Below are 21,235 nucleotides of genomic sequence, written 5' to 3'. Positions count from 1 at the left end.
TCACGCGTTTCGTGTCGTTTGTGTTCCCTCGAGCCTAGGCATGGGTTCGCGCCTCGTCCCCGCCCTCCTGATTGCGCTGCTGGTCATCGTCCACGCGCAACTCTGGTTTGGCCGGGGCAGCCTTCCCAGCGTCAACGAGATGCAACGCAGGCTGAGTGAGCAAACCGTCAAGAACACCCAGGGGCAGACCGATAACGTGCGGTTGGCCGCCGAGGTCAAGGACCTCCGGGAAGGCCTGGAGATGGTGGAAGAAAAGGCGCGCCAGGAGTTGGGCATGGTCAAGCCCAACGAAATTTTTGTCCAGATTGCGCGCTGACCCCATACGATCTGCTCTGCTTTTAATAGCTACTCACGCAATCTCCCAAAGGGCTGGAGCCCAATTTGACCATCCATAAAGCGGAAACCAGCCGCGCAGCGGGCGAACCGCGCCGGGTGGCGGTGCTGGGCGCGCCGGGGACCGGCAAAACCCGACTGGCCGCTGAACTCATGGCTGCGCTGGGCCGCAACCCTGTCGGGACGGCGGTTTTCCTGGTCGCCGACAACCCGCCGCTGGCGGATGTTTTGGGCTCTCGGGGTTTTGACCGCGTCCTGCTGATGGGCCTGGACCTGCCGGCACACCAAGGCGGAAAACCGGCGCAGGACACCGCTGACCAGCAGTTGCGCCAGGCTCTCGCAAAGACGGATTTTCCCTACACGGTGGTTTACGGCACGGGGCCCGCGCGTCTTGCCCATGCACAGGAAGCGTTGCACAGTCTGGCCGGCTGCGGTAACCATCCAACAAGCGGCGCCCCGGCACAACGGCCCTGGCTCTGGGCCTGCGACACCTGCAGCGACCCGGACTGTGAACGCCGGCTGCTCAGCGACCTGCTGGCGAGCCGGGCGTCGTGATCACCATCACTGGATGCCGGGCGCCGGCGGCAGCTGGCTGACCTGGCTGGTGAAAATCTGCGCTGCATCCACGGGATCAAACCCGTACTGCGCGCCGCAGAACTCGCAGCCCACATCGATCCGGCCGCGTTCGGCAATGATGCTTTCCACTTCGTCGGTGCCCAGGCCGCGCAGCATGCCGCTGACGCGTTCCTGCGAGCAGCTGCAGGCAAAAGTTGGCGCCGCCGGCTCGAAGCGCGTGACCTGCTCTTCCCAGAACAGGCGGCGCAAAATCGTGTCGGCGTCCAGGCCCAGCAGTTCCTCACGCTTGAGCGTGCCGGCCAGCAGCGCAATGCGCTTGTAGTCTTCGTTGCGGCCGATCTCGTCCTCGTTGGCGTCGCGGTCAATCTGGCCTTCGAGGTTGCCTTCGCCCTTGACCGGCAGGCGCTGAATCAGCAGGCCGGCTGCCACCTGGCCATCGGCGGCAAGAATCAGTCGGGTGTCCAGCTGCTCGCTCTGCAGCATGTAGTGCTCCAGCACTTCGCTGAGGTTTTCAATTTTTTCGCGCCGGTCGCCGAACAGCGGCACCACGCCCTGGTAGGGCTGCTGGCCCGGCAGCTTGTCCTTCGGGTCCAGCGTGATGGCGCAGCGTCCCTGGTTGTTGACGTTGACCAGCCGGCTTAAGGTGTCGCCCGGCTGCACCTCGCCCGTCACCGTGGCGGTGGCGCGCAGGCTCAGGTCCGGCTGCACTTCGGCCACCGCGAGTTTGACCGGGCCGTCACCAAAGATCTGCAGCACCAGCGCGCCGTTGAATTTGATATTGCCCTGCATCAGCGCGCCGGCGGCCGTCATTTCACCGAGCAGTTGCATGACCTCGGCCGGGTAGCCGCCAGCGGCCTCGCGGCGCTTGAGGATTTCCTGCCAGGCATCGGTCAGGCGCACCAGCATGCCGCGCACCGGCAGGCCGTCGAAAATGAATTTGTGGAGTTCGGACATCAGGCAATCTTCTTGAACCCGGCCTTATAGCGCCGGGCATTCTCTACATAGTGCTGCGCAATCATTTTTAAACCCTCGATCTGCTCGGGTGACAGCTGGCGGACGGCCTTGGCCGGGCTGCCGAGGATCATGGAGCCGTCGGGGAATTCCTTGCCTTCGGTCACCAGCGAGCCCGCACCTACCAGGCAGTTCTTGCCGATTTTCGCGTTGTTCAGAACAATCGCGCCGATGCCAATCAATGAGCCGTCGCCGATGGTGCAGCCGTGCAGCATGACCTGGTGGCCGATGGAGACGTTCTCTCCAATCGTCAGGGGCACGCCGTGGTCTGCATGCAGCACGCTGGCGTCCTGGACGTTGGAGCCGCGGCCTATGCGTATGGTTTCGGTGTCGCCGCGCACCACCGTGCCGAACCAGACACTGACACCTTCAGCCAGTTTGACGTCTCCAATCACCTGGGCGCTGTCGGCGACCCAGGCGGTTTCATGAAGGGCGGGGGTCAGGTCGTCGAGTTGGTAGATGGCCATGGGTGTTGGGGTGGAGTTGTCGGGGGAATGCGCGCCAGCGCGCCGCGCAGCGAAACAGGCCCTCAATTGTAAGGAAGCACTCGCATCCTGTCTTTCCGCTCTGCCCGTGCAACCCTGGCCCCATCGTCGACAATCGGCTGCATGACGGCAACGCAAGCTTCCCCAGAACTGCGCCAGGGCGCCCTGCAGGCACTGATGGCGCATGATCCACAACAAAAAGTGCTGTTGGTCCAATCGTTACGGGCGCAAGCAGCTACTCTTTTAATAGCAGAGCAAGATCGCCTGGAAGCGCCTCCCAGCCTGCCCGGTTGCCCGGACCGGCCGGAGTTGCGCTCCCACCTGGACGTACCCAAACGCTCGCCCTTCACCCCGCAAGGCCTGGCCACCCTGCTCCATGCGGTGACCCATATTGAATTCAATGCGATCAACCTCGCGCTTGACGCCGCCTGGCGGTTTGAAGGCATGCCCCGGGCCTATTACCTCGACTGGCTCCAGGTTGCCGCTGAAGAAGCACACCACTTCAGCCTGCTGCGCGCCCATCTACAGGCCATGGGTTACGACTACGGCGATTTCCCCGCACATACAGGCCTGTGGGACATGACGGAAAAAACCGCCGGTGACGTGCTGGCGCGCATGGCCCTGGTGCCGCGCACGCTGGAAGCCCGCGGGCTGGACGCCACGCCGGCCATGCAGGCCAAGCTGCGCAAGGTCGGCAGCCCCGGCGCACTGGGGGCGGTCGCCATTCTGGACATCATCCTGCACGACGAGATTGGCCATGTGGCCATCGGAAACCACTGGTACCGCCACCTGTGCAGCGAACGCGGGCTGGACCCGGTTGCAACCTACGCCGAACTCGCGGCACGGTATGAGGCCCCAGCCCTCAGGGGGCCTTTCAACCTCGACGCGCGCCGCGCCGCGGGATTTGACGAAGCCGAGTTGGCCCAATTGGGGCGCTGAAGACCTTGCCACCGCTGGCCATGTCACGCCGCTTGATGGATGTCAATACGCGGACTACAAGATCGTCTGACACTGAAATGGGAGTTTTCCCACAAAGCAGGCCTTCCGCCCGCCAGCAAGCTCCTGCAGGATTGAGTAATATTCGGTCCGACTGACGACTTCCCAGAGGAGTTTGCAATGATCCGGCATCTCGTTCCGCAGATTGAGTCAAAAATCGTGCGCCTTCCGGTGGCCGTGCAATTGCCCGCGGGCCAGGTATTGGGCCCGCCGGGTGCGCCGGTCAAGATGGCGTTTTCCCACTGGTCCAGCCTGACGCGGCTCCGGGCTGGCCAGATCGGTGCGCTGGCCGAAGAGTTTGTCGAGGGCAAGCTCCATCTGGAGGGCCGCATGCGCGACGTGATGGCCGTTGCGGCCAGCCTGTTGCCGGCCAATCCTCTGCATACCGACCAAGGCTGGTGGACCGCGCTTCAGCGGCAAATCCGGGCGCTGCGCGCGCACACACCGGAAAAAGATGCCGAGCAGATCCAGTTCCACTACGATGTGTCCGACGATTTTTATGCCTTGTGGCTGGACCCGCGCCGCGTTTATTCCTGCGCCTATTACCGCGACGACAACATGACCTTGACCCAAGCGCAGGAAGCCAAGCTCGACCACATCTGCCGCAAGCTGATGCTGCAGCCGGGTGAGCGTTTCCTCGACATCGGCGCCGGCTGGGGCGGCCTGCTGCTGTGGGCAGCCGAACATTACGGTGTGGATGCCACCGGCATCACTCTGTCGAAAAACCAGCATGCCCATGTGCAGAAGATCATTGAAGACAAGGGCCTGCAAGGGCGGGTCCGCATGGAGCTGCGTGACTACCGCCACCTTGACGAAAACCAGCCCTTTGACAAGATCTCGTCGGTGGGCATGTTCGAACACGTGGGCCGTGCCAACATGACCGCATATTTCAGCAAGATCGCGCACCTGCTCAAGCCGGGCGGCTTGGTGATGAACCACGGCATCACCGCCGGGGGGCCGGACAACGACCAGCTCGGCGCCGGCATGGGCGACTTCATCGAGAAATACATTTTCCCCGGCGGCCAATTGCTGCATGTCAGCGACGTGCTCAACCACATGGCGCGCGGTGGGCTGGAAATGGTCGACACGGAAAACCTGCGGCCCCACTACGCCCGCACGCTGTGGGACTGGTCGGATGCACTGGAAGCCCGTCTGGAGGCGGCGCAGCAGGTTCTTGCCCTGGATGGCGACCGCGCGCGCGGCGAAAAAACCCTGCGTGCCTACCGCCTCTACCTGGCCGGCAGCGCCATGAGTTTTGAACGCGGCTGGCTCTCACTGCACCAGATGCTGGCAACCAGGCCGGCCGAGAACCTGCCGGATGAAAAAATCAGGGGCGCCCAGGCCAAGTACCCCTTTAGGCGCAACTACATGTACGCGGCAAGCACCGGCAGCCCGGACCCGGCGCAAACGGGCTTGCAGCTGAACTGAGTACTAATAACAGGCGCCAGCCCTTTGCACACGGGCGTCAATAGCTATTAAATCAATAGCAAAACAACCACGTGAATTCAGTCGACCTTGATCTGCGCCGCCTTGATGATGCGGGCATTGTTGTCAGACTCCAGCGCTATCTGGCGCGCAAATTCAGCCGCGCTGCCGGCCGTGGGAACGTTGTCTGCGCTGAGCAGCCGCTTGCGTAAATCGGGCGTTTGCAATGCCAGGTTGATTTCGGTGTTCAGGCGTACGAGGACGGCGTCCGGCGTTTTGGCGGGCGCAAACACACCAAACAACGAACTCAGGTTGGCCGGGGTCAGGCCTAGCTCGGCAAAGGTCGGCACCTGCGGCAAGGTGTCCACCCGCGCCGGCGCACCCACGGCCAGCGGGCGCAGCTTGCCGGACTTGATGTGCGGCATCACCGCGCCGCTGAGGTTGGTGGAGATCACTTCAAACTGCCCGCCCAGCGCATCGGTCAGTTGCTGGCCACCTCCCTTGTAGGGTACATGCGTGAATTCGACTTTGGCCCCTTGCTGGACTTGCTCAAGCACGATGTGGCCCACCGTCGCCAGGCCCGAAGTGGACCAGCGCACGCTGCCCGGCTTCGCCTTTGCGGCGGCCAGCACGTCCTTGAAATCCTTACCCTCAAAAGCCGGCGTGGCCAGCAAAACCACCGGTGAGTACATCACGCTGGCCACCGGCGCAATGTCCTTGAGCGGGTCATAAGGCAGCTTGCCCAGGTGTGGATTGAGCGCCAGCGGACTGATGGACGAAAAGCCCACGGTGTAGCCGTCCGGTGCAGCCTTGGCCACCAGATCCATGCCTATGCTGCCGCCAGCGCCGGCACGGTTTTCAACCACGACAGAGGTGGAGAGTTGAAGAGACAGCCGTTCCGCCAGCGCCCGAGCAATGTTGTCACTGATGCCGCCCGGCGGGTAAGCCACCACGATGCGAATAGGGCGCGCCGGCCAGGCGGCCTGGGCGATTGAAACCGAAGGAAGCGCAGCGGCGCACAGCGCGAGCAAAGGCAAGGCCAGCAGGCGGCGACGCGATGGAGGCAGTGACATGAATTTTCCTGATGTGAACGTCGCCGTATTTTGCCTACCTTGCGGTCTACACTGCCAGCATCAGAGAATCTGCCATGTACGACCCAAACCGCATTCCCTTGACGCCGCAGCAGCAAATCGACCAGACAACGGTGAGGCCATGGCTGAAGGGTGTCGCGGCGATCTTGCTCGTTCTTCTGGGCGCGATATTCGCTTTCAGCAGCGTCAAACTATTTTCAGCCGCAAGTTTCTCCGTCGCGGCATGCACCGAAGCGAAGGCAACGAGTCAACTTCTGTGCAAGTTGGGCAATCTGGTGTTGACCCAGATTCCTGCCCAGCATCGAGGAGCCTATGAAGGTGTGCTGTACCTTTTGGTAGCTGCTGCGTTCATATTTGCGGCATTCCTGATGCTCAGATCACCGCGGAAATAATATCGCCCGGGTGCTTTCTAAAACGGCAGCGGCCCGCGGCGTGTCCTTCGACAAACTCACGACGAACGGACATGAAACCAGGAAACGGCAGGGCGCGACCTATCCACGTGGATGGTGCTGCGAATGCAAGGCCTTGAGGCGCTCGCGCGCCACATGGGTGTAGATGGTCGTGGTCGAGATGTCCGCATGGCCCAGCAGCATCTGCACGGCGCGCAGATCAGCGCCATGGTTCAATAAATGCGTCGCAAACGCATGGCGCAGTGTGTGCGGCGACAGCGGTGAAGTGATGCCTGCACGCAGCGCATACTTTTTGACCAGCATCCAGAACATCACGCGGCTCATGCCGCTACCGCGGCCGGTGACAAACAGGTCGTCGGTCTGCTGCCCGCCGAGAATCTCGGGGCGCGCTTCGGCGAGGTAACGCTCGATGGACTGCCGCGCCACCTGACCGAAGGGCACGAGGCGCTCCTTGCTGCCCTTGCCCATGACCCGCAGCACGCCCTCGTTCATGCTGGTGTGAAAGGTCTTGAGCCCGACCAGCTCGCTCACGCGCAGGCCGCTGGCATACATCAGCTCCAGCATGGCGCGGTCACGCAGCCCGAGCGGCGTGCCGTCATCGGGCGCGGCAAGCAGCGCTTCCACCTGGGCTTCCGACATCAGCTTGGGCACGCGCAGGGCCTGTTTGGCCGATTGCAGCTTGAGGGTGGGGTCGGCCGTGATCAGACGTTCACGCAGGGCCCAGTGGAAGTAGCGCTTGAACACCGTCAGCCGGCGGTTGGCCGAAGTGGCCTTGGTGGCGCTGTGGCGCACCGCAAAATAACCGTGGATATCGCTCTCCAGCGTTTCATCCAGCGCGCGGCCGCCCTGCTCTTTGGCGCCCAGCCAGACGGCATACAGAGACAGATCGCGCCGGTAGGCCGCCAGCGTGTTTTTTGACAGGCCGTCTTCCAGCCACAAGGCGTCGACAAAGGCATCAATGCCGGACTGGCTCTGGGGATTCATACCGGGACGATAACAAAATCAGGAAAGCACAAAAGAAGAGCCGGTAAAAAAATACCCCACACGGCACGCGGCCTGCGGGGTATGGGGTGACAGGACGGGCTTTGCTGCCCGTCGGCGACTTAGTCGAGCTTGAGCCCGGCGCTGTCCACCACCTTTTTGTAGACCTCGTACTCGGCCTTGATCTGCGCCGTGAATTGCGCCGGCGTGTTGCCAACGACGATGGAGCCGGTGTCTTCAATGCGCTTGCGCACCGCCGGATCCTGCAGCGCCTTCAGCGTGCCGGCGCTGATCTTGTCGACCACTTCCTTCGGCAGGCCCTTGGGACCGAGGATGCCGTAGTAGGCCATGCGGTTCACAGGCTCCAGGCCGACTTCCTTGAAGGTCGGCACGTCCGGCAGCACGGCCAGGCGTGTGGGCGCGGCCACCACGATGGGGATCAAACGTTTTTGCTGTATGAAAGGCAGTGCCGAGGGAATGTTGTCAAAAATGACCTGCACCTGGCCGGCCACTGTGTCGTTCAGCGCCGGGCCCGCACCGCGGTAGGGAATGTGCGTCACGAAAGCACCACTCAGGTTTTTGTACAGCTCCATCTGCAGGTGGCCGATGCCGCCGGTGCCCGACGACGCGTAGGAGTATTTGCCGGGATTTTTCTTGAGCTCGGCAATGAACTCCTTGTAATTGCGCGCCGGAAAGCTCGGGTGCACCGCAATGACGTTGGGCGTGGCGGCAATGTTGATGATCGGCGTGAAATCCGTCGTCGGGTTGTACGGGATCTTGGTGTTGATCGCGGGGTTGGCCGCCGTGGTGGACACGGTGGCCATGCCCAGCGAGTAACCGTCCGGTGCCGAACGCACGGTTTCCAGCGCGCCGATGACACCGCCGCCACCGGCCTTGTTTTCGATAACCACGGTCTGGCCCATGGCCTTGCCCAGCGGCTCGGCGATCACGCGGGCAACGATGTCAGTGGTGCCGCCCGGTGCAAATGGCACCTGCAGCTTGATGACCTTGTTCGGATAGCCCTGGGCCAATGCGGAACCCGCAGCCAAGGTGGAGAGAGCCAGGACAGAGAGAGAAAGCAGAGAGCGGCGTTGCATGAGAGATTTCCTTTCAGTGGAAGTTAGCAATCTGCATCCTAAGCGCACAAACGAGGCTTGCGTGTTGTGGATTACGCATAGGGGCAAACCCGAGGCCGTTGGAGGTTTCGGGTTATTCTCGACGCGTGAATTACGCCCAACTCCTTTTCCCCGATTTCTCCCTTATTTTGTGTGGTTACCTGGTGTGCCGCTACACCGCGCTGAACCGCACCGTCTGGCAACAGGTGGAAAGCCTGGTCTATTACTTCCTGTTTCCGGTGCTGCTGTTCCAGTCCATCGTCAAAAGCCCGCTCGATCTTGGTGCGGCTTCCAGCCTCATTGCTGCGGGCCTGAGCATGGGCGTACTGGGCATCGCGCTGGCCTACAGCCTGCCCCACCTGCCCTGGCTGGGTGCACACATTGACCGGCGCGAGCACGCCGGCAGTGCACAGGTCGCTTTTCGCTTCAACTCCTTCATCGCGCTGGCGCTGGCCGAGCGGCTGGCAGGCGCCGAAGGTCTGCTGCTGATTGCGGTGCTGATCGGTGTCTGCGTGCCGCTGTTCAACGTCGGTGCGGTCTGGCCCATGGCGCGTCATGCCAACAGCGGTTTCCTGGGCGCACTGGTACGCAACCCCCTGATCATCGCCACCGCCAGCGGCCTGGTGGCCAACCTGCTGGGTTTGCATATCCCCGTCTGGATGGATCCCACCCTGAACCGCATAGGCGCGGCGTCTCTGGCGCTGGGCCTGATGGCGGCCGGCGCCGGCATGCAGTTCGGCAAACTGGCCCGGGCCAAAACCCTGGCGGTCGCGCTGCTGGCCATACGCCACCTCCTGATTCCCCTGATCGCCTGGGGCCTGTCCTGGGTGTTTCGCCTGTCACCGGTGCAAACCACGGTGCTGCTGGCCTTTTCAGCCCTGCCCACCGCGTCGAGCTGCTATGTGCTTGCGGCACGCATGGGTTACGACGGCGCCTACGTGGCCGGCCTGGTCACCTTGTCCACCCTGTTGGGCATGCTCAGCCTGCCGTTTGCGCTGGGCGTCTTGCGTTAAGCCTCTTGCCAATTACGGGGCCACCGCAATCACCACGGCGGACTCCTCCACACTGGCCACGGCCGGGCTGCGCACCTTCAGCCCGTGGCCTGGGCCGGCAAAACCCACCAGTTGCAGGCCGCCATCCAGCTCCAGCGCTACTTCGCCGCCACCCGCGGCGCGCGAGACACGTGTGGCATGACCTTGCAACAAATTGGTGCCTGGGCCGGGCAAGGCCTCAGCCGACACCTTCACTGCTGTCGCCTTGCACAAAGCCAGAACCTGCTGGCCTGCGCGCAAGGCAAGCAGTTGCGCACTCTCCCGCGTGATGCGCGAATAAAGCAGCATTCCGCCAGCCAGCGCCAGTTGCACCCGCACCGCCTGCCCCTGCGCACGCAAGCCGGAGACCACGCACGGAAACTGGTTGCGCATGCTGGTGCGCAAACCCAGCGCAGCCAGGGATGACGGGCCAGGCATCGCCTTGCCCCTGCCTGTCAGCCGCGCCAGGACCTGGGTCCGCGCCATTGCCAGCTCATCCGAGGCCCGCAACAGCTCGCGGCCCGCCTCGGTCAGTCGCGCGCCGCCTCCGCCCGAGCCGCCCACCATGCGCTCGACCAGGGCCACACCGGCCAGGTTGCTCAGCGTGTCAACCGCCTGCCAGCCGGCCTTGTAGCTGACACCGGCGGCCCGCGCCGCTTCCGAAATGGAGCCCGCCTCGCCGATGCGACGCAGGATGTCGATGCGCTTGTCGGCCGCGTCATGGCCAAGCGCGCCGGCGAGCTGGAGTTGGGTTTTCTTCATGCGCGCATTGTCCACCCACGCCTGCGTTGAACGCTATACTTTCGCTATTCCTTTTCAGAATAGCGAGACATTGCCATGAATTACTCCCGCCTGCTGGCCGTCCTGACGGCATGGGCACTGGGTTCGGCGCACGCCGGCGAAGTCACGGTGGCGGTGGCGGCCAACTTCGCCGCACCCATGCAGGCCATTGCCGCCATTCTGGAAAAAACCACCGGGCACAAGGCAGAGATCGTTATCGGCGCGACGGGCAGGTTCTACGCACAGATCAAAAACGGTGCGCCCTTCGACGTGTTTTTGGCGGCAGACAATGAAACGCCGGAAAAAATTGAAGCGGAAGGGCTCGCGGTACCGGGCAGCCGCTTCACTTACGCCAAAGGCAAGCTGGTGTTGTGGTCGGCCAACCCTGCCCTGGTCGACGCACAGGGGCAGGTGCTCAAAACCGGCGAGTTCAGGAAAATCGCCATGGCCCAGCCGAAAGTGGCGCCTTATGGCGCAGCCGCCATGGAAGCCATCACCCAACTCGGCCTTGCCGGGCGGCTGGGCCCACGGCTGGTCCTGGGTGAAAGCATCGGGCAAACCTTCGGCTTCATTTCGACCGGCAACGCAGAGTTGGGGTTCGTTGCCATGTCGCAAGTCCTCGAAGGCGGCAAACTCAAAGGCGGGTCGATGTGGGCAGTGCCTGCCACGCTGTACCAGCCCATCGTGCAGGATGCCATCGTCCTCACGCGCGGCAAGAACAAACCCGCCGCTGCGGCGTTGGTCACCTTGCTGAAGTCCGATCGCATCAAGGACCTGATCCGTTCTTATGGCTATGAGCTGTAACGTAACCAGGCAGGCAGGAGAATCCATTGCTCAGTGACGCAGACCTCGGGGCGATAACACTCACCATCAAGCTGGCGGGGCTGGTCACGCTGATCCTGCTGCTCATCGGCACGCCCATCGCCTGGTGGCTGGCGCGCACACGGTCATGGCTGAAAGCGCCGGTGGGTGCGGTGGTGGCGCTGCCGCTCGTGCTCCCGCCATCGGTACTGGGCTTTTACCTGCTGGTGGGCATGGGGCCGAATGGTCCGCTGGGCCAGCTCACGCAGTCGCTGGGCTGGGGCGTGTTGCCATTCACGTTCTGGGGGCTGCTGGTGGCATCGGTGTTTTACTCGATGCCTTTCGTGGTGCAGCCGCTGCAAAACGCCTTTGAAGCCATCGGCGACCGGCCGATGGAGGTAGCAGCCACATTGCGCGCCTCGCCGCTGGATACCTTCTTCAGCGTGGTGCTGCCGCTGGCCCGGCCCGGCTACCTGACAGCCATGGTGATGGGCTTTGCGCATACCGTGGGTGAATTCGGCGTGGTGCTGATGGTGGGGGGCAACATACCGAACCAGACCCGCGTCGTCTCGGTACAGATCTACGACCACGTCGAAGCCCTTGAATACGCCGATGCACACCGCCTGGCCGCCATCATGCTGGCGTTTTCTTTCACCGTGCTGCTGGCACTGTATGCGCTGAACCCGACCGGACGCCGGAAGAAGGGCCGCTGATGGACCGCATCCTGGCCGATTTCAAAATCAGCTATCCCGGCTTCACACTCGACGTTCAGCTCGACCTGCCGGGCCGCGGCGTCAGCGCGCTGTTCGGCCGTTCGGGCTGCGGCAAAACCACCTGCCTGCGCGCCATGGCCGGGCTGGAACACGCACGCGGCCGTCTGGAAATCGCTGGCAGTGTCTGGCAGGACGATGCGCAAAAACGCTTCCTCCCCACGCACCGGCGGCCGCTGGGCTATGTGTTCCAGGAGTCCAGCCTGTTTCCGCATCTCACCGTTCGCGGCAATGTGGAATACGGCATGCGGCGCATCCCTGCACTCCAGCGCCAGGTGTCGCTGGACCAGGCCGTGGACCTTCTGGGCATCGCTCCGCTGATGGACCGGAAACCCGAAACCCTATCGGGTGGTGAGCGCCAGCGCGTCGCCATCGCACGGGCCCTGGCCAGCAGCCCCCGTTTGCTGCTGCTCGATGAGCCGCTGGCAGCCCTCGACGCACAACGCAAAAGCGAAGTGCTGCCCTACCTGGAGCGGCTGCACAGCGAGCTTGATATTCCGGTGCTGTATGTGAGCCACGCCCTGGACGAGGTGATCCAGCTGGCCGACACGCTGGTGGTGCTCGAACAAGGCCGCATCGTGGCCTCGGGCGCTATGGCACAGACGCTGGCACGCATCGACACGACCCTCGTGCTGGGTGACGACACAAGCGCACTGCTGGAGGGCACGGTGACGGAGCGCGATGAGCGCTGGCATTTGGCGCACATCGCCTTTCCAGGCGGCGGCCTGTGGCTGCGCGACAGCGGACTGGCAACAGAATCCCGCGTTCGCGTGCGCGTCCTGGCACGTGACGTGAGCATTGCCACACAGGAACCGCAAGCCACCAGCATCCAGAATGTGCTTCCCTGCGTGGTGCAGGCCATTGCGCCCGACACCCACCCCTCACAGCAACTGGTGCAACTGATGTGCGGCGAATCGCTGCTGCTGGCGCGCATCACCGCGCGGGCGTCCGAGACGCTGAATCTGGCGCCGGGCAAGCCTGTCTGGGCGCAGGTGAAATCGGCCGCGCTGGTCGGGTAGCGCTTCCGCGCACTGCATCACTTCACCGCGTTCGGGAAGAACAACTGTTCGCCGCCAATCTTGTAAGACGCAATCACATTCTGGCCGGTCGGCGAAACAATCCAGTCCACAAATTTTTGGGCGTCGGCGGATTTCAGGTGCGGATGCTTTGCAGGATTCACCACCATCACGCCGTACTGGTTGAACAGCTTGGTGTCGCCTTCAACCAGCACCGCCAGGTCGGCACGGTTCTTGAAATTCAGCCAGGTGCCCCGGTCGGTCAGCACATAGGCGTTGGACGATGCGCCAATGTTCAGCGCCGGGCCCATGCCGCAACCGCATTCCTTGTAGCCGCTGCCTTTTTTGTCCGCCACGCCCGCCTGCGTCCAGTAGCGCAACTCGGCCGCGTGCGTGCCGCTCTTGTCGCCGCGCGAGATGAAGGGAGCGTTGGCCGCGGAAATTTTCTGCAGCGCTGCGCCAATGTCCTTGCCTCGGGTTGCTGCGGGGTCACCTTTGGGCCCGACCAGCACGAAATCGTTGTACATCACCGGAAAGCGCTTGACGGAAAACCCGTCAGCCACGAACTTTTCCTCAGCCACCTGGTCGTGAACGAAGAGCACGTCGGCATCGCCGCGCCGCGCCATATCGATGGCCTGGCCCGTGCCCACCGCCACCACCTTCACGTCCAGCCCGCTGGCCTTCTTGAACTCGGGCAACAGGTAGCCAAACAGTCCCGACTGCTCGGTTGACGTTGTGGAGGCCATGGTGATGGATTGGGCCCAGGCACCAGTTGCTATTAAATTGCTAGCTGTCAGCGCAAGTAGAACAAGGGCGAATGGCCGAAATGATGCATAAATCTTCCTTAAATTCACGTTGTTTCTCCTTTGACGAACAAATCAGCCTCGCGCGATGTTTCACCCAGGCGCGGGCCGTTGAAAAACTCCTGCGTCGGCAGATCGGCCAGTACGCGGCCCATCTCGAGGTACACCACACGCGTCGCCAGGCGCTTGACCTGGCCCAGGTTGTGGCTGGCAAACACCAGCGTCATGCCGGTTTCTGCGAACTCGGCCATCAGCGCTTCCACCTCGCGCTTGGCATGCGGGTCCAGGCTGGAGGTGGGCTCGTCGAGCAGCAGCATGTCGGGCCGCAGGCTCCAGGCGCGCGCCAGCGCCAGCCGCTGCTGCTGCCCACCGGAAAGCGCGCGCGCATTGCGCAGGGCCACTTCGCCCATGCCGACGCGCCCAAGCGCGAGGAGCGCCTCCTCTTTCGCCAGCCTCCAGGGGGTACCGCGAATCCAGAGCCCCAGCGCGACGTTGTTCATGGCGCTGGTGCGCAGCACGAAGGGCCGCTGAAACAGCATGGCCTGCCGCATCGCGCTGTCGCGCAGCACGGAGCCGCGGCTGGGCGGTATCAGGCCGTGCAACACGCGCAGCAGGGTACTTTTGCCGCTGCCGTTGGCACCGATCAACGCCACACGCTCGCCGGCCGTTATGCGCAGCTCTACGCCCGTCAATGCAGCCACGGCACCGAAACGGAGGTCCACAGCCTTGAGTTGCAAGAGAGCGCTCATACTGCTGCACTCAGCAGCATGGGCTGCCCGTCGCGGCCCATGCGCCAACGCCTCACGGCTGCAATCATTGCATTGAGAACCAGCACCACACCGAGCAACACCATGCCCAGCGCCAGAGCCAGCGGCAAGTCGCCCTTGCTGGTTTCCAGCGCGATGGCCGTGGTCATCACGCGCGTAAAGCCGTCGATATTCCCACCCACGATCATCACCGCGCCCACTTCAGAGATGGCCCGGCCGAACGATGCAATCACCACAGTGAGCAAGGCATACCGCTCGTCCCAGGCCAGCAACCAACTGCGCAACAGCGGCCCCGCGCCCAGCGACCGCAATTGCTCGCCATTGGCCTGGTCTGCGTCCTCCACCACCTGGCGCGTCAGGGCGGTGACCACGGGCAGCACCAGAATGGCCTGCGCCAGCACCATGGCCTTGAAGGAAAACAGCCAACCGAGGAAACCCAGCGGACCAGAGCGCGACAGCACGAGATAAACGACCAGCCCGACCACCACCGAAGGCAGGGCCAGCATGGTGTTGAGCAAGGTCAGCCAGGCGGCGCGGCCACGGAAGCGCGCCACGCCGAGCCAAGCGCCCAGCACCAAGCCTGCGCTGCAGGCCAGCAGACAGGCGCAGGCGCTCACGGCCAGCGATCTGATGACGATGCTGCCGAGCAAGGGATCGAAGGAGGTGATCAGCGAAAAGGCGGTGCTGACGCTGTCGGAAAAGGTGTTCATGTAGACAATGAAAAGAGTGCCTATCCTAGGGTTTAAACGGCTTCCAGCCATCGGGGATCACGAGCTATGAAGCCCTGAACATAGGTGCGCTAGATGCGGAACGGAGCAGCGCCCATAATCGCTAACATCGCCCCGCCATGCACAAAGTCGAACTCTCCTACCTGCTGTCGCCCGAGCGCAGCAAAGACACGCTGATCCGCAACCCGCTGATGGACGTGTTGCACGCCGTGCGCGAGCAGGGCTCCATCGCCAAAGCAGCGCGTGAGATGGACCTGTCGTATCGCCATGTGTGGGGCGCATTGAAAAAATGGGAGCAAACGCTGGAGCGCCCGCTGATCGTCTGGGACAAAGGCCAGCGCGCGCAACTCACCGAGTTTGGTGAAAAACTGCTGTGGGCCGAGCGCCAGGCGCAAGCCCGGCTGGCACCGCAAATCGAAGCGCTGCGCGGCGACATCGAACGGGCCTTTTCCACCGCGTTTGACGACGAAGCCCATGTACTGACCCTGTACGCAAGCCACGATGCTGCGCTGAGCGCCCTGCGGGAACAGGCAGCAACACGCAGGCTGCATCTGGACATACGTTTCATGGGCAGTGTGGACGCCATTGCCGCCCTCAACGCCGGGCGCTGCATGATGGCCGGCTTTCACACCCTGGCCCAGCCCGGCAGCAAGTCGATTGCCGCCCAGACCTACCGCAACCTCCTCAAGCCCGGCCTGCACAAGCTGATTGGTTTTGCGCACCGACAGCAGGGGTTGATGGTTGCCAAAAACAATCCATTCAACATCAAGGGCGTCACCGACCTGGCGCAGCCGGGCCTTCGGTATGTGAACCGCGCAGCAGGAACCGGCACGCGCGTGCTGCTTGACGAGCTCCTCGCGCAAGCCGGCGTGGCGGCAAGCGGCATCAACGGCTATGACACGCAGGAACCTTCACATGGCGCGGTTGCGCAGGCCATTGCCAGCGGCGCGGCCGACGCAGGCCTGGGTATTGAGGCAGCGGCTCGCGACAAGGGACTGGACTTTGTGCCGCTGGTCCTCGAGCGTTATCACCTGGTCTGCCTGAAATCCGCCTTGCCGGAAGCGCCGGTGCAGGCCCTGATTGCAGAGCTGCAAAGCCATCACTGGTCGATCGTGCTGGACAGCCTGCCTGGTTACAGCGGGGCTTCTGCACAAAGTGGGGAAGTGCTTTCGCTGAGGGCGATGTTGCCTTGGTGGAATTACCGGAAGGCCAAGGTGGGGAAGGCGTAAGTCTTGTCTGCAGGAGTTCAGTAACTTGCGGGCTGGCTCACTTGCGGCGCTTGCAGCGGCAATGCCAGCTCAAACTGCGTGCCACCGGGCCGCGAGTTCCAGCTTGCCTGCGCACCAATCGCCTGCGCGCGCCGCAGGACGTTGCTCACACCCCGGCCCCGCGCGCGCGGCGCTGACGCATCAAAGCCGATACCGTTGTCTTCAATCACCACCACAACGTGGTTGCCCCGCGTTTTTGTTGCCAGCGTGACGGCGCTGGCCTGCGCATGTTTGACCGCATTGGCAAGAACTTCCTGAACAATACGCAGCACATGCAATGCACTGTGTGGGTTCAGCCATTCGATGCGGGGAATGTCCTCTACATGCCAGTGCAGGCTGACACCTGCTTGCTCCAGCCGGGCTCCCAGCCGAAAGCGCAGCGTGGCCAGTAGCAACAGCAAATCAGACTGAATCGGCTCCAGCGAGTCAATCGCCAGTTTCAGGTCGTCAATACATTCGCGCAGGATCTCGCTCAGGTCGAGCGGCCGGCCGCTTTCGACCGCCTTGAGCGCTCCCATCAAAGACGCGCCCAGTCCGTCATGCATGTCTTGCATCAGGCGCTGGCGTTCCGCACCCAGCACCTGCTCATTTTCAATCACGCGCAACCGTGCGTAGCTTTCGCCCAGCTCAACTTCCTTGGCCTTGAGGCTGATTTGCAAGTCTGCGTTTGATCGTTCAGCCTTGTGCAGCGCGCTTGTATAGCGTTTCAGCATCACATACAGAATGATTGGAAAAAAGCCCAGCATTGTGTAGGGCATCAGGTAAAGCTGCTCAATGTCAAGCCGGTAGTTTTGCAACATCAGGTCATGCAAGGCGGTTGGGATGATCAGAAGACTCCAGGCAATGACCAGCATGGCCTCACCCGAACGTGCGCGCCAGGCCGCGCGAATGCTGATCAAAGTCATGGCTACGATGCCCACCAGCACGCCCAGGTAGAGGGTGGGTGTCAGCAACCACGTCAGGGGTATCAAGGTCAGCCCCGGCAGGCTGATGATGGCTGCCATCACCGTCATGATGACAAGTGCTCTCTCAATCAACGGAAATTTAGCGGCGTACAACCTGAAGCCAAAAATATAGGCTGTCACCAAAGCCCAAAAGGCGGAATTGATGGTCATCCAGCCATACCAGGCCTCTGATATGGGCAACGGCTCCAGCCCTTGGTGGAAATGCAGATTACGCGTGAAGTTGAACAGGGATACCAAAAAAAACAGCCCATACATGGCTTCTCGTCTGAGTAACCAAATCCCGAGCGCGAAAAATCCTATGAGCAAAAAGGCAGCAGACAGAATGGCTGTCAGATCCGTCTGAAAAAAGTCGCGCCACCAGCGTCGTTGGGAAAGCTGTTTCTCGTCGCCTAGCCAGACGCTCGAAAGCGCCAGGCCCGCGCTGCGCAGATGGTCGACCCGAATCACCACGGTCTCTGGAGGGGCATCATCTGCCGCGCCGCCCAGCGCCACCCACAGCGGGTGATTAAAACCATTCCATATCGGTCCTGCGCCGGAGCGAAAAACCAGCCGGCTGTCGGCGTACACCGCAATTTGACCGACGGTTTGCCAGCGTGGCAGGTACAGGCGCAGCGGCCGGCCTGATGCGGGTTGCGCCGCATCCGGTACCGCTATTTGGTACCAGGCCGTCAAAATATCGTTTCCGTTTTCGGGGGTGTTGATGCCTCTGGGAAACACGTGTGGCAATGCAACCGCCTGTGCATCACCTGTAGGCATGGCTGCAGTCAGGGGCGGCATGTCGAAGCTGCCGTTGGATGTCAGGATCATTTGCGCCGACTGAATACGGCTTGCGGTCAGCGCCCAGGCGCTGTTGCTGGCCACCATCGTCAATGCACAAGCTGCGCAGGCCAACACTCGGGCCAAGCCCGGCGCGTTACCTCGCCAAAAGCCCTTGCCTGCGTGCTTCATCGACCGCTTCCATTTGCGAATGGACTTCCAGTTTTGCATAGATTCGGCGCACAAAGGTTAATACCGTTTGACGCGACACCGACATCAGCCCTGCAATCTCCTCATAGCTGAAGCCCTTGGCGACAAGCTCCAGGGCCTGTGTTTCGCGGCTCGAAAGCGCGTTTTTCATGTCGAGCACTGACGCAGCTACGGGCGGTGTGGGTGTACGCAAGCGTTGTAGAACCCGCCGCGCGATGAGCGGGCTGATGGGGCTGCCGCCGTTATGCAGATTGCGTATTTCCTCAACTATTTTTTCAGGGCTGCTGTCTTTGAGCAAATAGCCCGAGGCCCCCGCTTCTATCGACTGCATCACATGCGCCTCGTCACCAAACGCTGTGGTCACCATGATGCTGCACTCGGGCCAGGCTTTGTGCGTTGCGCGAATCAGCTCAATGCCGGAACCATCGGGCAGCCCCAAATCTACCAGCAGTACATCTGCCGCAGGCCCGTTAAGCAGTTGCAGGCCATCTGCCAGCAGCCCGGCCAGGCCGGCCAGGTGGGTGTCAGGCGCAGCCTCAATAGCCGCCACAAATGCCGCCTTGAAGTCCAGGTGGTCTTCAACCACCGCTACGCCAATGGTCGATAGGGGCGACAGCTTTTGAGGGACAGACTGAACCATGTTGGTCCGAATTGTTGCATTTTTAGGCGCTGTGAAATGTCCCTACATGTAGGGACATACAACCGAAGCCAGTATTTTTATAGTCGCTCCGGAAGGTTTTACGAGGTGTCTCATGCAGCGTTGTGCGCTCTTGAATGAGGAGCAGCCTACACCCGTATTTATTGAGCTCAGGCATAAAACATAACTCATCAGGAGCGTTAGCATGACATCCCACGCCAGCATGAACCGCATTTACCGCCTGGTCTTCAACGCCGGATCCAGGGGATTCTCAGGGGGACTCATGCATCCAGCGCACGTCGCAGCAACAGCGGTATTAGCGTTCGGCTTTCTTTCGAATACGTCGGCGCAATCAATGCCGCCCAAGTGGGGTGCGCATGTGGACTTCGAGGCGAAGCCGGGCTCCAAACGCAGCCTGGCAGAAAGCGATTTCTTCTTGCCAATCAAGCAGACCGAGCGCACGCTCTTCTTCGGCAACCTGCGCGGGCGTTTCGACAACCAGAACAGCCGCGAAGGCAACCTCGGGCTGGGCGTGCGCCATATGCAGGAAGGCGGCTGGAACATCGGCGGCTACGGCTATCTGGACCGCCGCAAAACCGGAAACGGCAACTTCTTCAACCAGGCAACGCTGGGAGGCGAGGCCTTGGGCAGGGATTGGGATTTCCGCGCCAATGCCTACCTTCCCTACGGCCAGCGGGTGCGGGACGCCGGCACGGCGAGCACGGCCTCCCTTTCCGGCACCACGGTGCTGGTGAGCAGCGTCACAACGCAGGAGCGTGCGCTCAGAGGTTTTGACGCCGAGGTCGGCTGGCGCGTGCCGCTGTTCGACGTCGAAAGCCCGCGGCAATTGCGCCTTTACATCGGCGGCTACCGCTTCAGCGACGTGACGACACGACTGTCGGGGCCGCGGCTGCGCGCAGAATTCACGGTGGCCGACCTTCCGCAGCTCTGGCGCGGCGCGCAGCTTGTGGTTAACGCAGAAGTGCAGGACGACAACATCCGCGGCAGGCAGACGTTTGTTGCCCTGCGGCTGCGCGTTCCGCTGGGCGGCGAGAAAGAGCGCCCGCGGCTCAATTGGCAAGAGCAGCGCATGACCACGCCCGTCCTGCGCGATGTCGACATCGTCGCCCCGCTGGTGGCGCGCGCGCCGGTCATCGAAACCGCCACGGCAACCGCAAACGGCCAGCCGCTCACCATCCTCAGCAGCAGCACAACCACAGGGGCCGCGCTGCCCGCAGCTGTGGCCGCAGCGGGCGCCAACAGTACCGTAGTCCTGACCGGAACCTATGCCACGACCGCGACCGTCGCACTGCAACCCGGGCAGACGCTTGCGGGCACAAGTCCGATCGTCGTTCGCACGCCGTCCGGCGCTACCGCCACGCTCACGGGACCGGGTGCTGTAATCAACGGCAGTTTCAACACAACGACCGGCGTCGTTAGGCTGGACTCGAACAGCACGCTGAGCGGGATGACAGTCAACAGCGACGGCGGTGGAGGCAGCAGCAGCATCGCCGTTCGCGCCTTTGGAAACGGCGCCAGAATTCTTAACAACACGATCACAGCCAGCGTTCCCGGCAGCGGCGCTGGCGCCAGCGTTTCGGGCATCCTGATCTTTAGCGGCCCCACCAATGTCGTCGTGAGCAATAACACCATCGGCGTAACGAGCACCAACGCCGGGAACATCAAAGGCATCAACGCCAGCCTGGGCGGGTTCGGTACTGTCACATTGAGCGGCAACACGATCACCCTCACGGGAACAGGGAATATCAAGCAAGGGATAGAAGTCGCCGGTGGGGTCCCCGGTGGAACGATCGCCACCATCACCGGGAATACGATCAGCGTCACCGGGGCGGGCGGCCCCAATCAAGCGGTCCTGGTCGTTAACAGCGCAATTACCGCCGGCTCCAGCGGCAACGTCCGCGTCGCGGGCAGTTGCGCCTTCTCCGCCGGCACATCGGGCTCGATCGGCTTCGCCGACGGCACGTCTTGCCCCTAGGTTTGGGCTTGGCGAGGGCGTCGCCGGCGGTCGAGCATCAGCACGAGGTGAACGTGTTGTTCAGTTGATTGAGAAGCGTACGACCGACTGGGCGCATCGCGGTTCGCAGGGCGGCTAGAGTCCCCTGCAGAGGGCAAACAGCCGATTTCTTGTATGAAATCGACCACCAGCCCTTATCGCACGGGTGCAAGCAGCTACTAAATAGATAGCGGATTCTTTGCGTCACGCTGCGTTCCTGGTTCGCCTTGGGCAGTAGGCGTAACTCCCCACTCCCACCCCTAGCC

The 21,235-nt window shown here is 62.5% G+C and carries 22 protein-coding genes; 11 read left to right on the top strand and 11 right to left on the bottom strand.

Features of this window, described 5'->3' with window-relative positions; all coding sequences use genetic code 11:
* Positions 1–40: 40 nt before the first annotated feature.
* Both B0B52_RS16385 and B0B52_RS16380 read left to right on the top strand, forming a co-directional pair.
* Positions 41–316, top strand: a complete 276-nt coding sequence (locus B0B52_RS16385; protein ID WP_077594737.1) for a septum formation initiator family protein — start codon at positions 41–43, stop codon at positions 314–316.
* A gap of 65 nt (positions 317–381) precedes the next feature.
* The gene (locus B0B52_RS16380; RefSeq protein ID WP_077594736.1) at positions 382–888 is read left to right on the top strand and encodes an ATP-binding protein; all 507 of its coding nucleotides are present in this window, start codon (positions 382–384) and stop codon (positions 886–888) included.
* Between the two features lie 6 nt (positions 889–894).
* On the opposite strand, the gene B0B52_RS16375 is transcribed toward B0B52_RS16380, so the two are convergent.
* The gene (locus B0B52_RS16375) at positions 895–1,863 is read right to left on the bottom strand and encodes an Hsp33 family molecular chaperone HslO (protein ID WP_077594735.1); all 969 of its coding nucleotides are present in this window, start codon (positions 1,861–1,863) and stop codon (positions 895–897) included.
* Positions 1,863–2,387 (bottom strand): gamma carbonic anhydrase family protein, encoded by a 525-nt coding sequence (locus B0B52_RS16370; protein ID WP_077594734.1) that lies wholly within the window; start codon positions 2,385–2,387, stop codon positions 1,863–1,865. The genes B0B52_RS16375 and B0B52_RS16370 overlap by 1 nt, the downstream gene beginning before the upstream one ends.
* A 141-nt stretch (positions 2,388–2,528) precedes the next feature.
* Between B0B52_RS16370 and B0B52_RS16365 the strand changes: the two genes are divergently transcribed.
* The gene (locus B0B52_RS16365; protein ID WP_077594733.1) at positions 2,529–3,344 is read left to right on the top strand and encodes a ferritin-like domain-containing protein; all 816 of its coding nucleotides are present in this window, start codon (positions 2,529–2,531) and stop codon (positions 3,342–3,344) included.
* A gap of 177 nt (positions 3,345–3,521) precedes the next feature.
* The gene (locus B0B52_RS16360; RefSeq protein WP_174575504.1) at positions 3,522–4,829 is read left to right on the top strand and encodes a class I SAM-dependent methyltransferase; all 1,308 of its coding nucleotides are present in this window, start codon (positions 3,522–3,524) and stop codon (positions 4,827–4,829) included.
* Between the two features lie 77 nt (positions 4,830–4,906).
* Here B0B52_RS16360 and B0B52_RS16355 read toward each other — a convergent pair whose 3' ends face one another.
* Positions 4,907–5,899, bottom strand: a complete 993-nt coding sequence (locus tag B0B52_RS16355; RefSeq protein WP_077594732.1) for a tripartite tricarboxylate transporter substrate binding protein — start codon at positions 5,897–5,899, stop codon at positions 4,907–4,909.
* Positions 5,900–5,973: 74 nt separating this feature from the next.
* On the opposite strand from B0B52_RS16355, the gene B0B52_RS16350 reads away from it, so the two are divergent.
* Positions 5,974–6,309 (top strand): hypothetical protein, encoded by a 336-nt coding sequence (locus B0B52_RS16350; protein WP_077594731.1) that lies wholly within the window; start codon positions 5,974–5,976, stop codon positions 6,307–6,309.
* A 99-nt stretch (positions 6,310–6,408) separates the two neighbouring features.
* Here the strand turns inward: B0B52_RS16350 and xerD are convergent, their stop codons facing one another.
* Positions 6,409–7,311 carry a site-specific tyrosine recombinase XerD gene (gene xerD / locus B0B52_RS16345; RefSeq protein WP_077594730.1) on the bottom strand — a complete coding sequence of 301 codons (903 nt, stop codon included), beginning with the start codon at positions 7,309–7,311 and terminating at the stop codon, positions 6,409–6,411.
* A gap of 119 nt (positions 7,312–7,430) precedes the next feature.
* On the bottom strand, positions 7,431–8,405 hold the full coding sequence (locus tag B0B52_RS16340) for a tripartite tricarboxylate transporter substrate binding protein BugE (protein WP_077594729.1): 975 nt from the start codon (positions 8,403–8,405) through the stop codon (positions 7,431–7,433).
* A gap of 125 nt (positions 8,406–8,530) precedes the next feature.
* Here B0B52_RS16340 and B0B52_RS16335 point away from each other — a divergent pair, with 125 nt between their 5' ends.
* The gene (locus tag B0B52_RS16335) at positions 8,531–9,436 is read left to right on the top strand and encodes an AEC family transporter (protein ID WP_077594728.1); all 906 of its coding nucleotides are present in this window, start codon (positions 8,531–8,533) and stop codon (positions 9,434–9,436) included.
* A gap of 12 nt (positions 9,437–9,448) precedes the next feature.
* On the opposite strand, the gene B0B52_RS16330 is transcribed toward B0B52_RS16335, so the two are convergent.
* Complete coding sequence (locus B0B52_RS16330; protein WP_077594753.1) at positions 9,449–10,216, bottom strand: TOBE domain-containing protein; 768 nt, start codon at positions 10,214–10,216, stop codon at positions 9,449–9,451.
* 75 nt (positions 10,217–10,291) lie between these two features.
* On the opposite strand from B0B52_RS16330, the gene modA reads away from it, so the two are divergent.
* The 3 genes from modA to modC are packed head-to-tail and all read left to right on the top strand — an operon-like array spanning position 10,292 to position 12,824.
* A complete protein-coding gene (modA, locus tag B0B52_RS16325; RefSeq protein WP_077594727.1) occupies positions 10,292–11,038 on the top strand; it encodes a molybdate ABC transporter substrate-binding protein in 747 nt (248 codons plus the stop codon).
* A gap of 26 nt (positions 11,039–11,064) precedes the next feature.
* Positions 11,065–11,748: a molybdate ABC transporter permease subunit gene (gene modB / locus B0B52_RS16320; protein WP_077594726.1), complete on the top strand. Its 684-nt coding sequence runs from the start codon at positions 11,065–11,067 to the stop codon at positions 11,746–11,748.
* A complete protein-coding gene (gene modC, locus B0B52_RS16315; RefSeq protein WP_077594725.1) occupies positions 11,748–12,824 on the top strand; it encodes a molybdenum ABC transporter ATP-binding protein in 1,077 nt (358 codons plus the stop codon). Before modB ends, modC begins: the two co-directional genes overlap by 1 nt.
* A gap of 17 nt (positions 12,825–12,841) precedes the next feature.
* On the opposite strand, the gene B0B52_RS16310 is transcribed toward modC, so the two are convergent.
* From B0B52_RS16310 to B0B52_RS16300, 3 genes are read right to left on the bottom strand one after another with little or no spacing between them, the layout of a single operon-like run.
* The gene (locus tag B0B52_RS16310) at positions 12,842–13,618 is read right to left on the bottom strand and encodes an extracellular solute-binding protein (protein WP_254425738.1); all 777 of its coding nucleotides are present in this window, start codon (positions 13,616–13,618) and stop codon (positions 12,842–12,844) included.
* 53 nt (positions 13,619–13,671) lie between these two features.
* Entirely contained in the window at positions 13,672–14,373 is a 702-nt protein-coding gene (locus B0B52_RS16305) for a phosphate ABC transporter ATP-binding protein (protein WP_077594723.1), read from the bottom strand.
* The gene (locus B0B52_RS16300; RefSeq protein WP_077594722.1) at positions 14,370–15,101 is read right to left on the bottom strand and encodes an ABC transporter permease; all 732 of its coding nucleotides are present in this window, start codon (positions 15,099–15,101) and stop codon (positions 14,370–14,372) included. Before B0B52_RS16300 ends, B0B52_RS16305 begins: the two co-directional genes overlap by 4 nt.
* Positions 15,102–15,238: 137 nt before the next feature.
* On the opposite strand from B0B52_RS16300, the gene B0B52_RS16295 reads away from it, so the two are divergent.
* Positions 15,239–16,348, top strand: coding sequence for a substrate-binding domain-containing protein (locus B0B52_RS16295; protein ID WP_077594721.1), 1,110 nt, complete (start codon positions 15,239–15,241; stop codon positions 16,346–16,348).
* A gap of 17 nt (positions 16,349–16,365) precedes the next feature.
* Here the strand turns inward: B0B52_RS16295 and B0B52_RS16290 are convergent, their stop codons facing one another.
* Complete coding sequence (locus tag B0B52_RS16290; RefSeq protein ID WP_168173568.1) at positions 16,366–18,300, bottom strand: ATP-binding protein; 1,935 nt, start codon at positions 18,298–18,300, stop codon at positions 16,366–16,368.
* On the bottom strand, positions 18,266–18,958 hold the full coding sequence (locus B0B52_RS16285; protein WP_077594719.1) for a response regulator transcription factor: 693 nt from the start codon (positions 18,956–18,958) through the stop codon (positions 18,266–18,268). The genes B0B52_RS16290 and B0B52_RS16285 overlap by 35 nt, the downstream gene beginning before the upstream one ends.
* Before the next feature lie 202 nt (positions 18,959–19,160).
* Between B0B52_RS16285 and B0B52_RS16280 the strand changes: the two genes are divergently transcribed.
* On the top strand, positions 19,161–20,951 hold the full coding sequence (locus B0B52_RS16280; RefSeq protein WP_077594718.1) for an inverse autotransporter beta domain-containing protein: 1,791 nt from the start codon (positions 19,161–19,163) through the stop codon (positions 20,949–20,951).
* Positions 20,952–21,235 lie beyond the last annotated feature (284 nt).

It is taken from the genome of Polaromonas sp. A23 (assembly GCF_002001015.1).
Lineage (GTDB): Bacteria > Pseudomonadota > Gammaproteobacteria > Burkholderiales > Burkholderiaceae_C > Polaromonas.
This window is presented reverse-complemented; position numbering and strand designations above follow the sequence as displayed.

Bases quoted from the DNA above. Each gene is read 5' to 3' on its own strand.
- B0B52_RS16385 (WP_077594737.1), top strand. From the start codon at position 41: ATGGGTTCGCGCCTCGTCCCCGCCCTCCTGATTGCGCTGCTGGTCATC.
- B0B52_RS16375 (WP_077594735.1), bottom strand. From the start codon at position 1,863: ATGTCCGAACTCCACAAATTCATTTTCGACGGCCTGCCGGTGCGCGGC.
- B0B52_RS16370 (WP_077594734.1), bottom strand. From the start codon at position 2,387: ATGGCCATCTACCAACTCGACGACCTGACCCCCGCCCTTCATGAAACC.
- B0B52_RS16365 (WP_077594733.1), top strand. From the start codon at position 2,529: ATGACGGCAACGCAAGCTTCCCCAGAACTGCGCCAGGGCGCCCTGCAG.
- B0B52_RS16360 (WP_174575504.1), top strand. From the start codon at position 3,522: ATGATCCGGCATCTCGTTCCGCAGATTGAGTCAAAAATCGTGCGCCTT.
- B0B52_RS16355 (WP_077594732.1), bottom strand. From the start codon at position 5,899: ATGTCACTGCCTCCATCGCGTCGCCGCCTGCTGGCCTTGCCTTTGCTC.
- B0B52_RS16350 (WP_077594731.1), top strand. From the start codon at position 5,974: ATGTACGACCCAAACCGCATTCCCTTGACGCCGCAGCAGCAAATCGAC.
- xerD (WP_077594730.1), bottom strand. From the start codon at position 7,311: ATGAATCCCCAGAGCCAGTCCGGCATTGATGCCTTTGTCGACGCCTTG.
- B0B52_RS16340 (WP_077594729.1), bottom strand. From the start codon at position 8,405: ATGCAACGCCGCTCTCTGCTTTCTCTCTCTGTCCTGGCTCTCTCCACC.
- B0B52_RS16330 (WP_077594753.1), bottom strand. From the start codon at position 10,216: ATGAAGAAAACCCAACTCCAGCTCGCCGGCGCGCTTGGCCATGACGCG.
- modA (WP_077594727.1), top strand. From the start codon at position 10,292: ATGAATTACTCCCGCCTGCTGGCCGTCCTGACGGCATGGGCACTGGGT.
- modC (WP_077594725.1), top strand. From the start codon at position 11,748: ATGGACCGCATCCTGGCCGATTTCAAAATCAGCTATCCCGGCTTCACA.
- B0B52_RS16305 (WP_077594723.1), bottom strand. From the start codon at position 14,373: ATGAGCGCTCTCTTGCAACTCAAGGCTGTGGACCTCCGTTTCGGTGCC.
- B0B52_RS16300 (WP_077594722.1), bottom strand. From the start codon at position 15,101: ATGAACACCTTTTCCGACAGCGTCAGCACCGCCTTTTCGCTGATCACC.
- B0B52_RS16295 (WP_077594721.1), top strand. From the start codon at position 15,239: ATGCACAAAGTCGAACTCTCCTACCTGCTGTCGCCCGAGCGCAGCAAA.
- B0B52_RS16290 (WP_168173568.1), bottom strand. From the start codon at position 18,300: ATGAAGCACGCAGGCAAGGGCTTTTGGCGAGGTAACGCGCCGGGCTTG.
- B0B52_RS16285 (WP_077594719.1), bottom strand. From the start codon at position 18,958: ATGGTTCAGTCTGTCCCTCAAAAGCTGTCGCCCCTATCGACCATTGGC.
- B0B52_RS16280 (WP_077594718.1), top strand. From the start codon at position 19,161: ATGACATCCCACGCCAGCATGAACCGCATTTACCGCCTGGTCTTCAAC.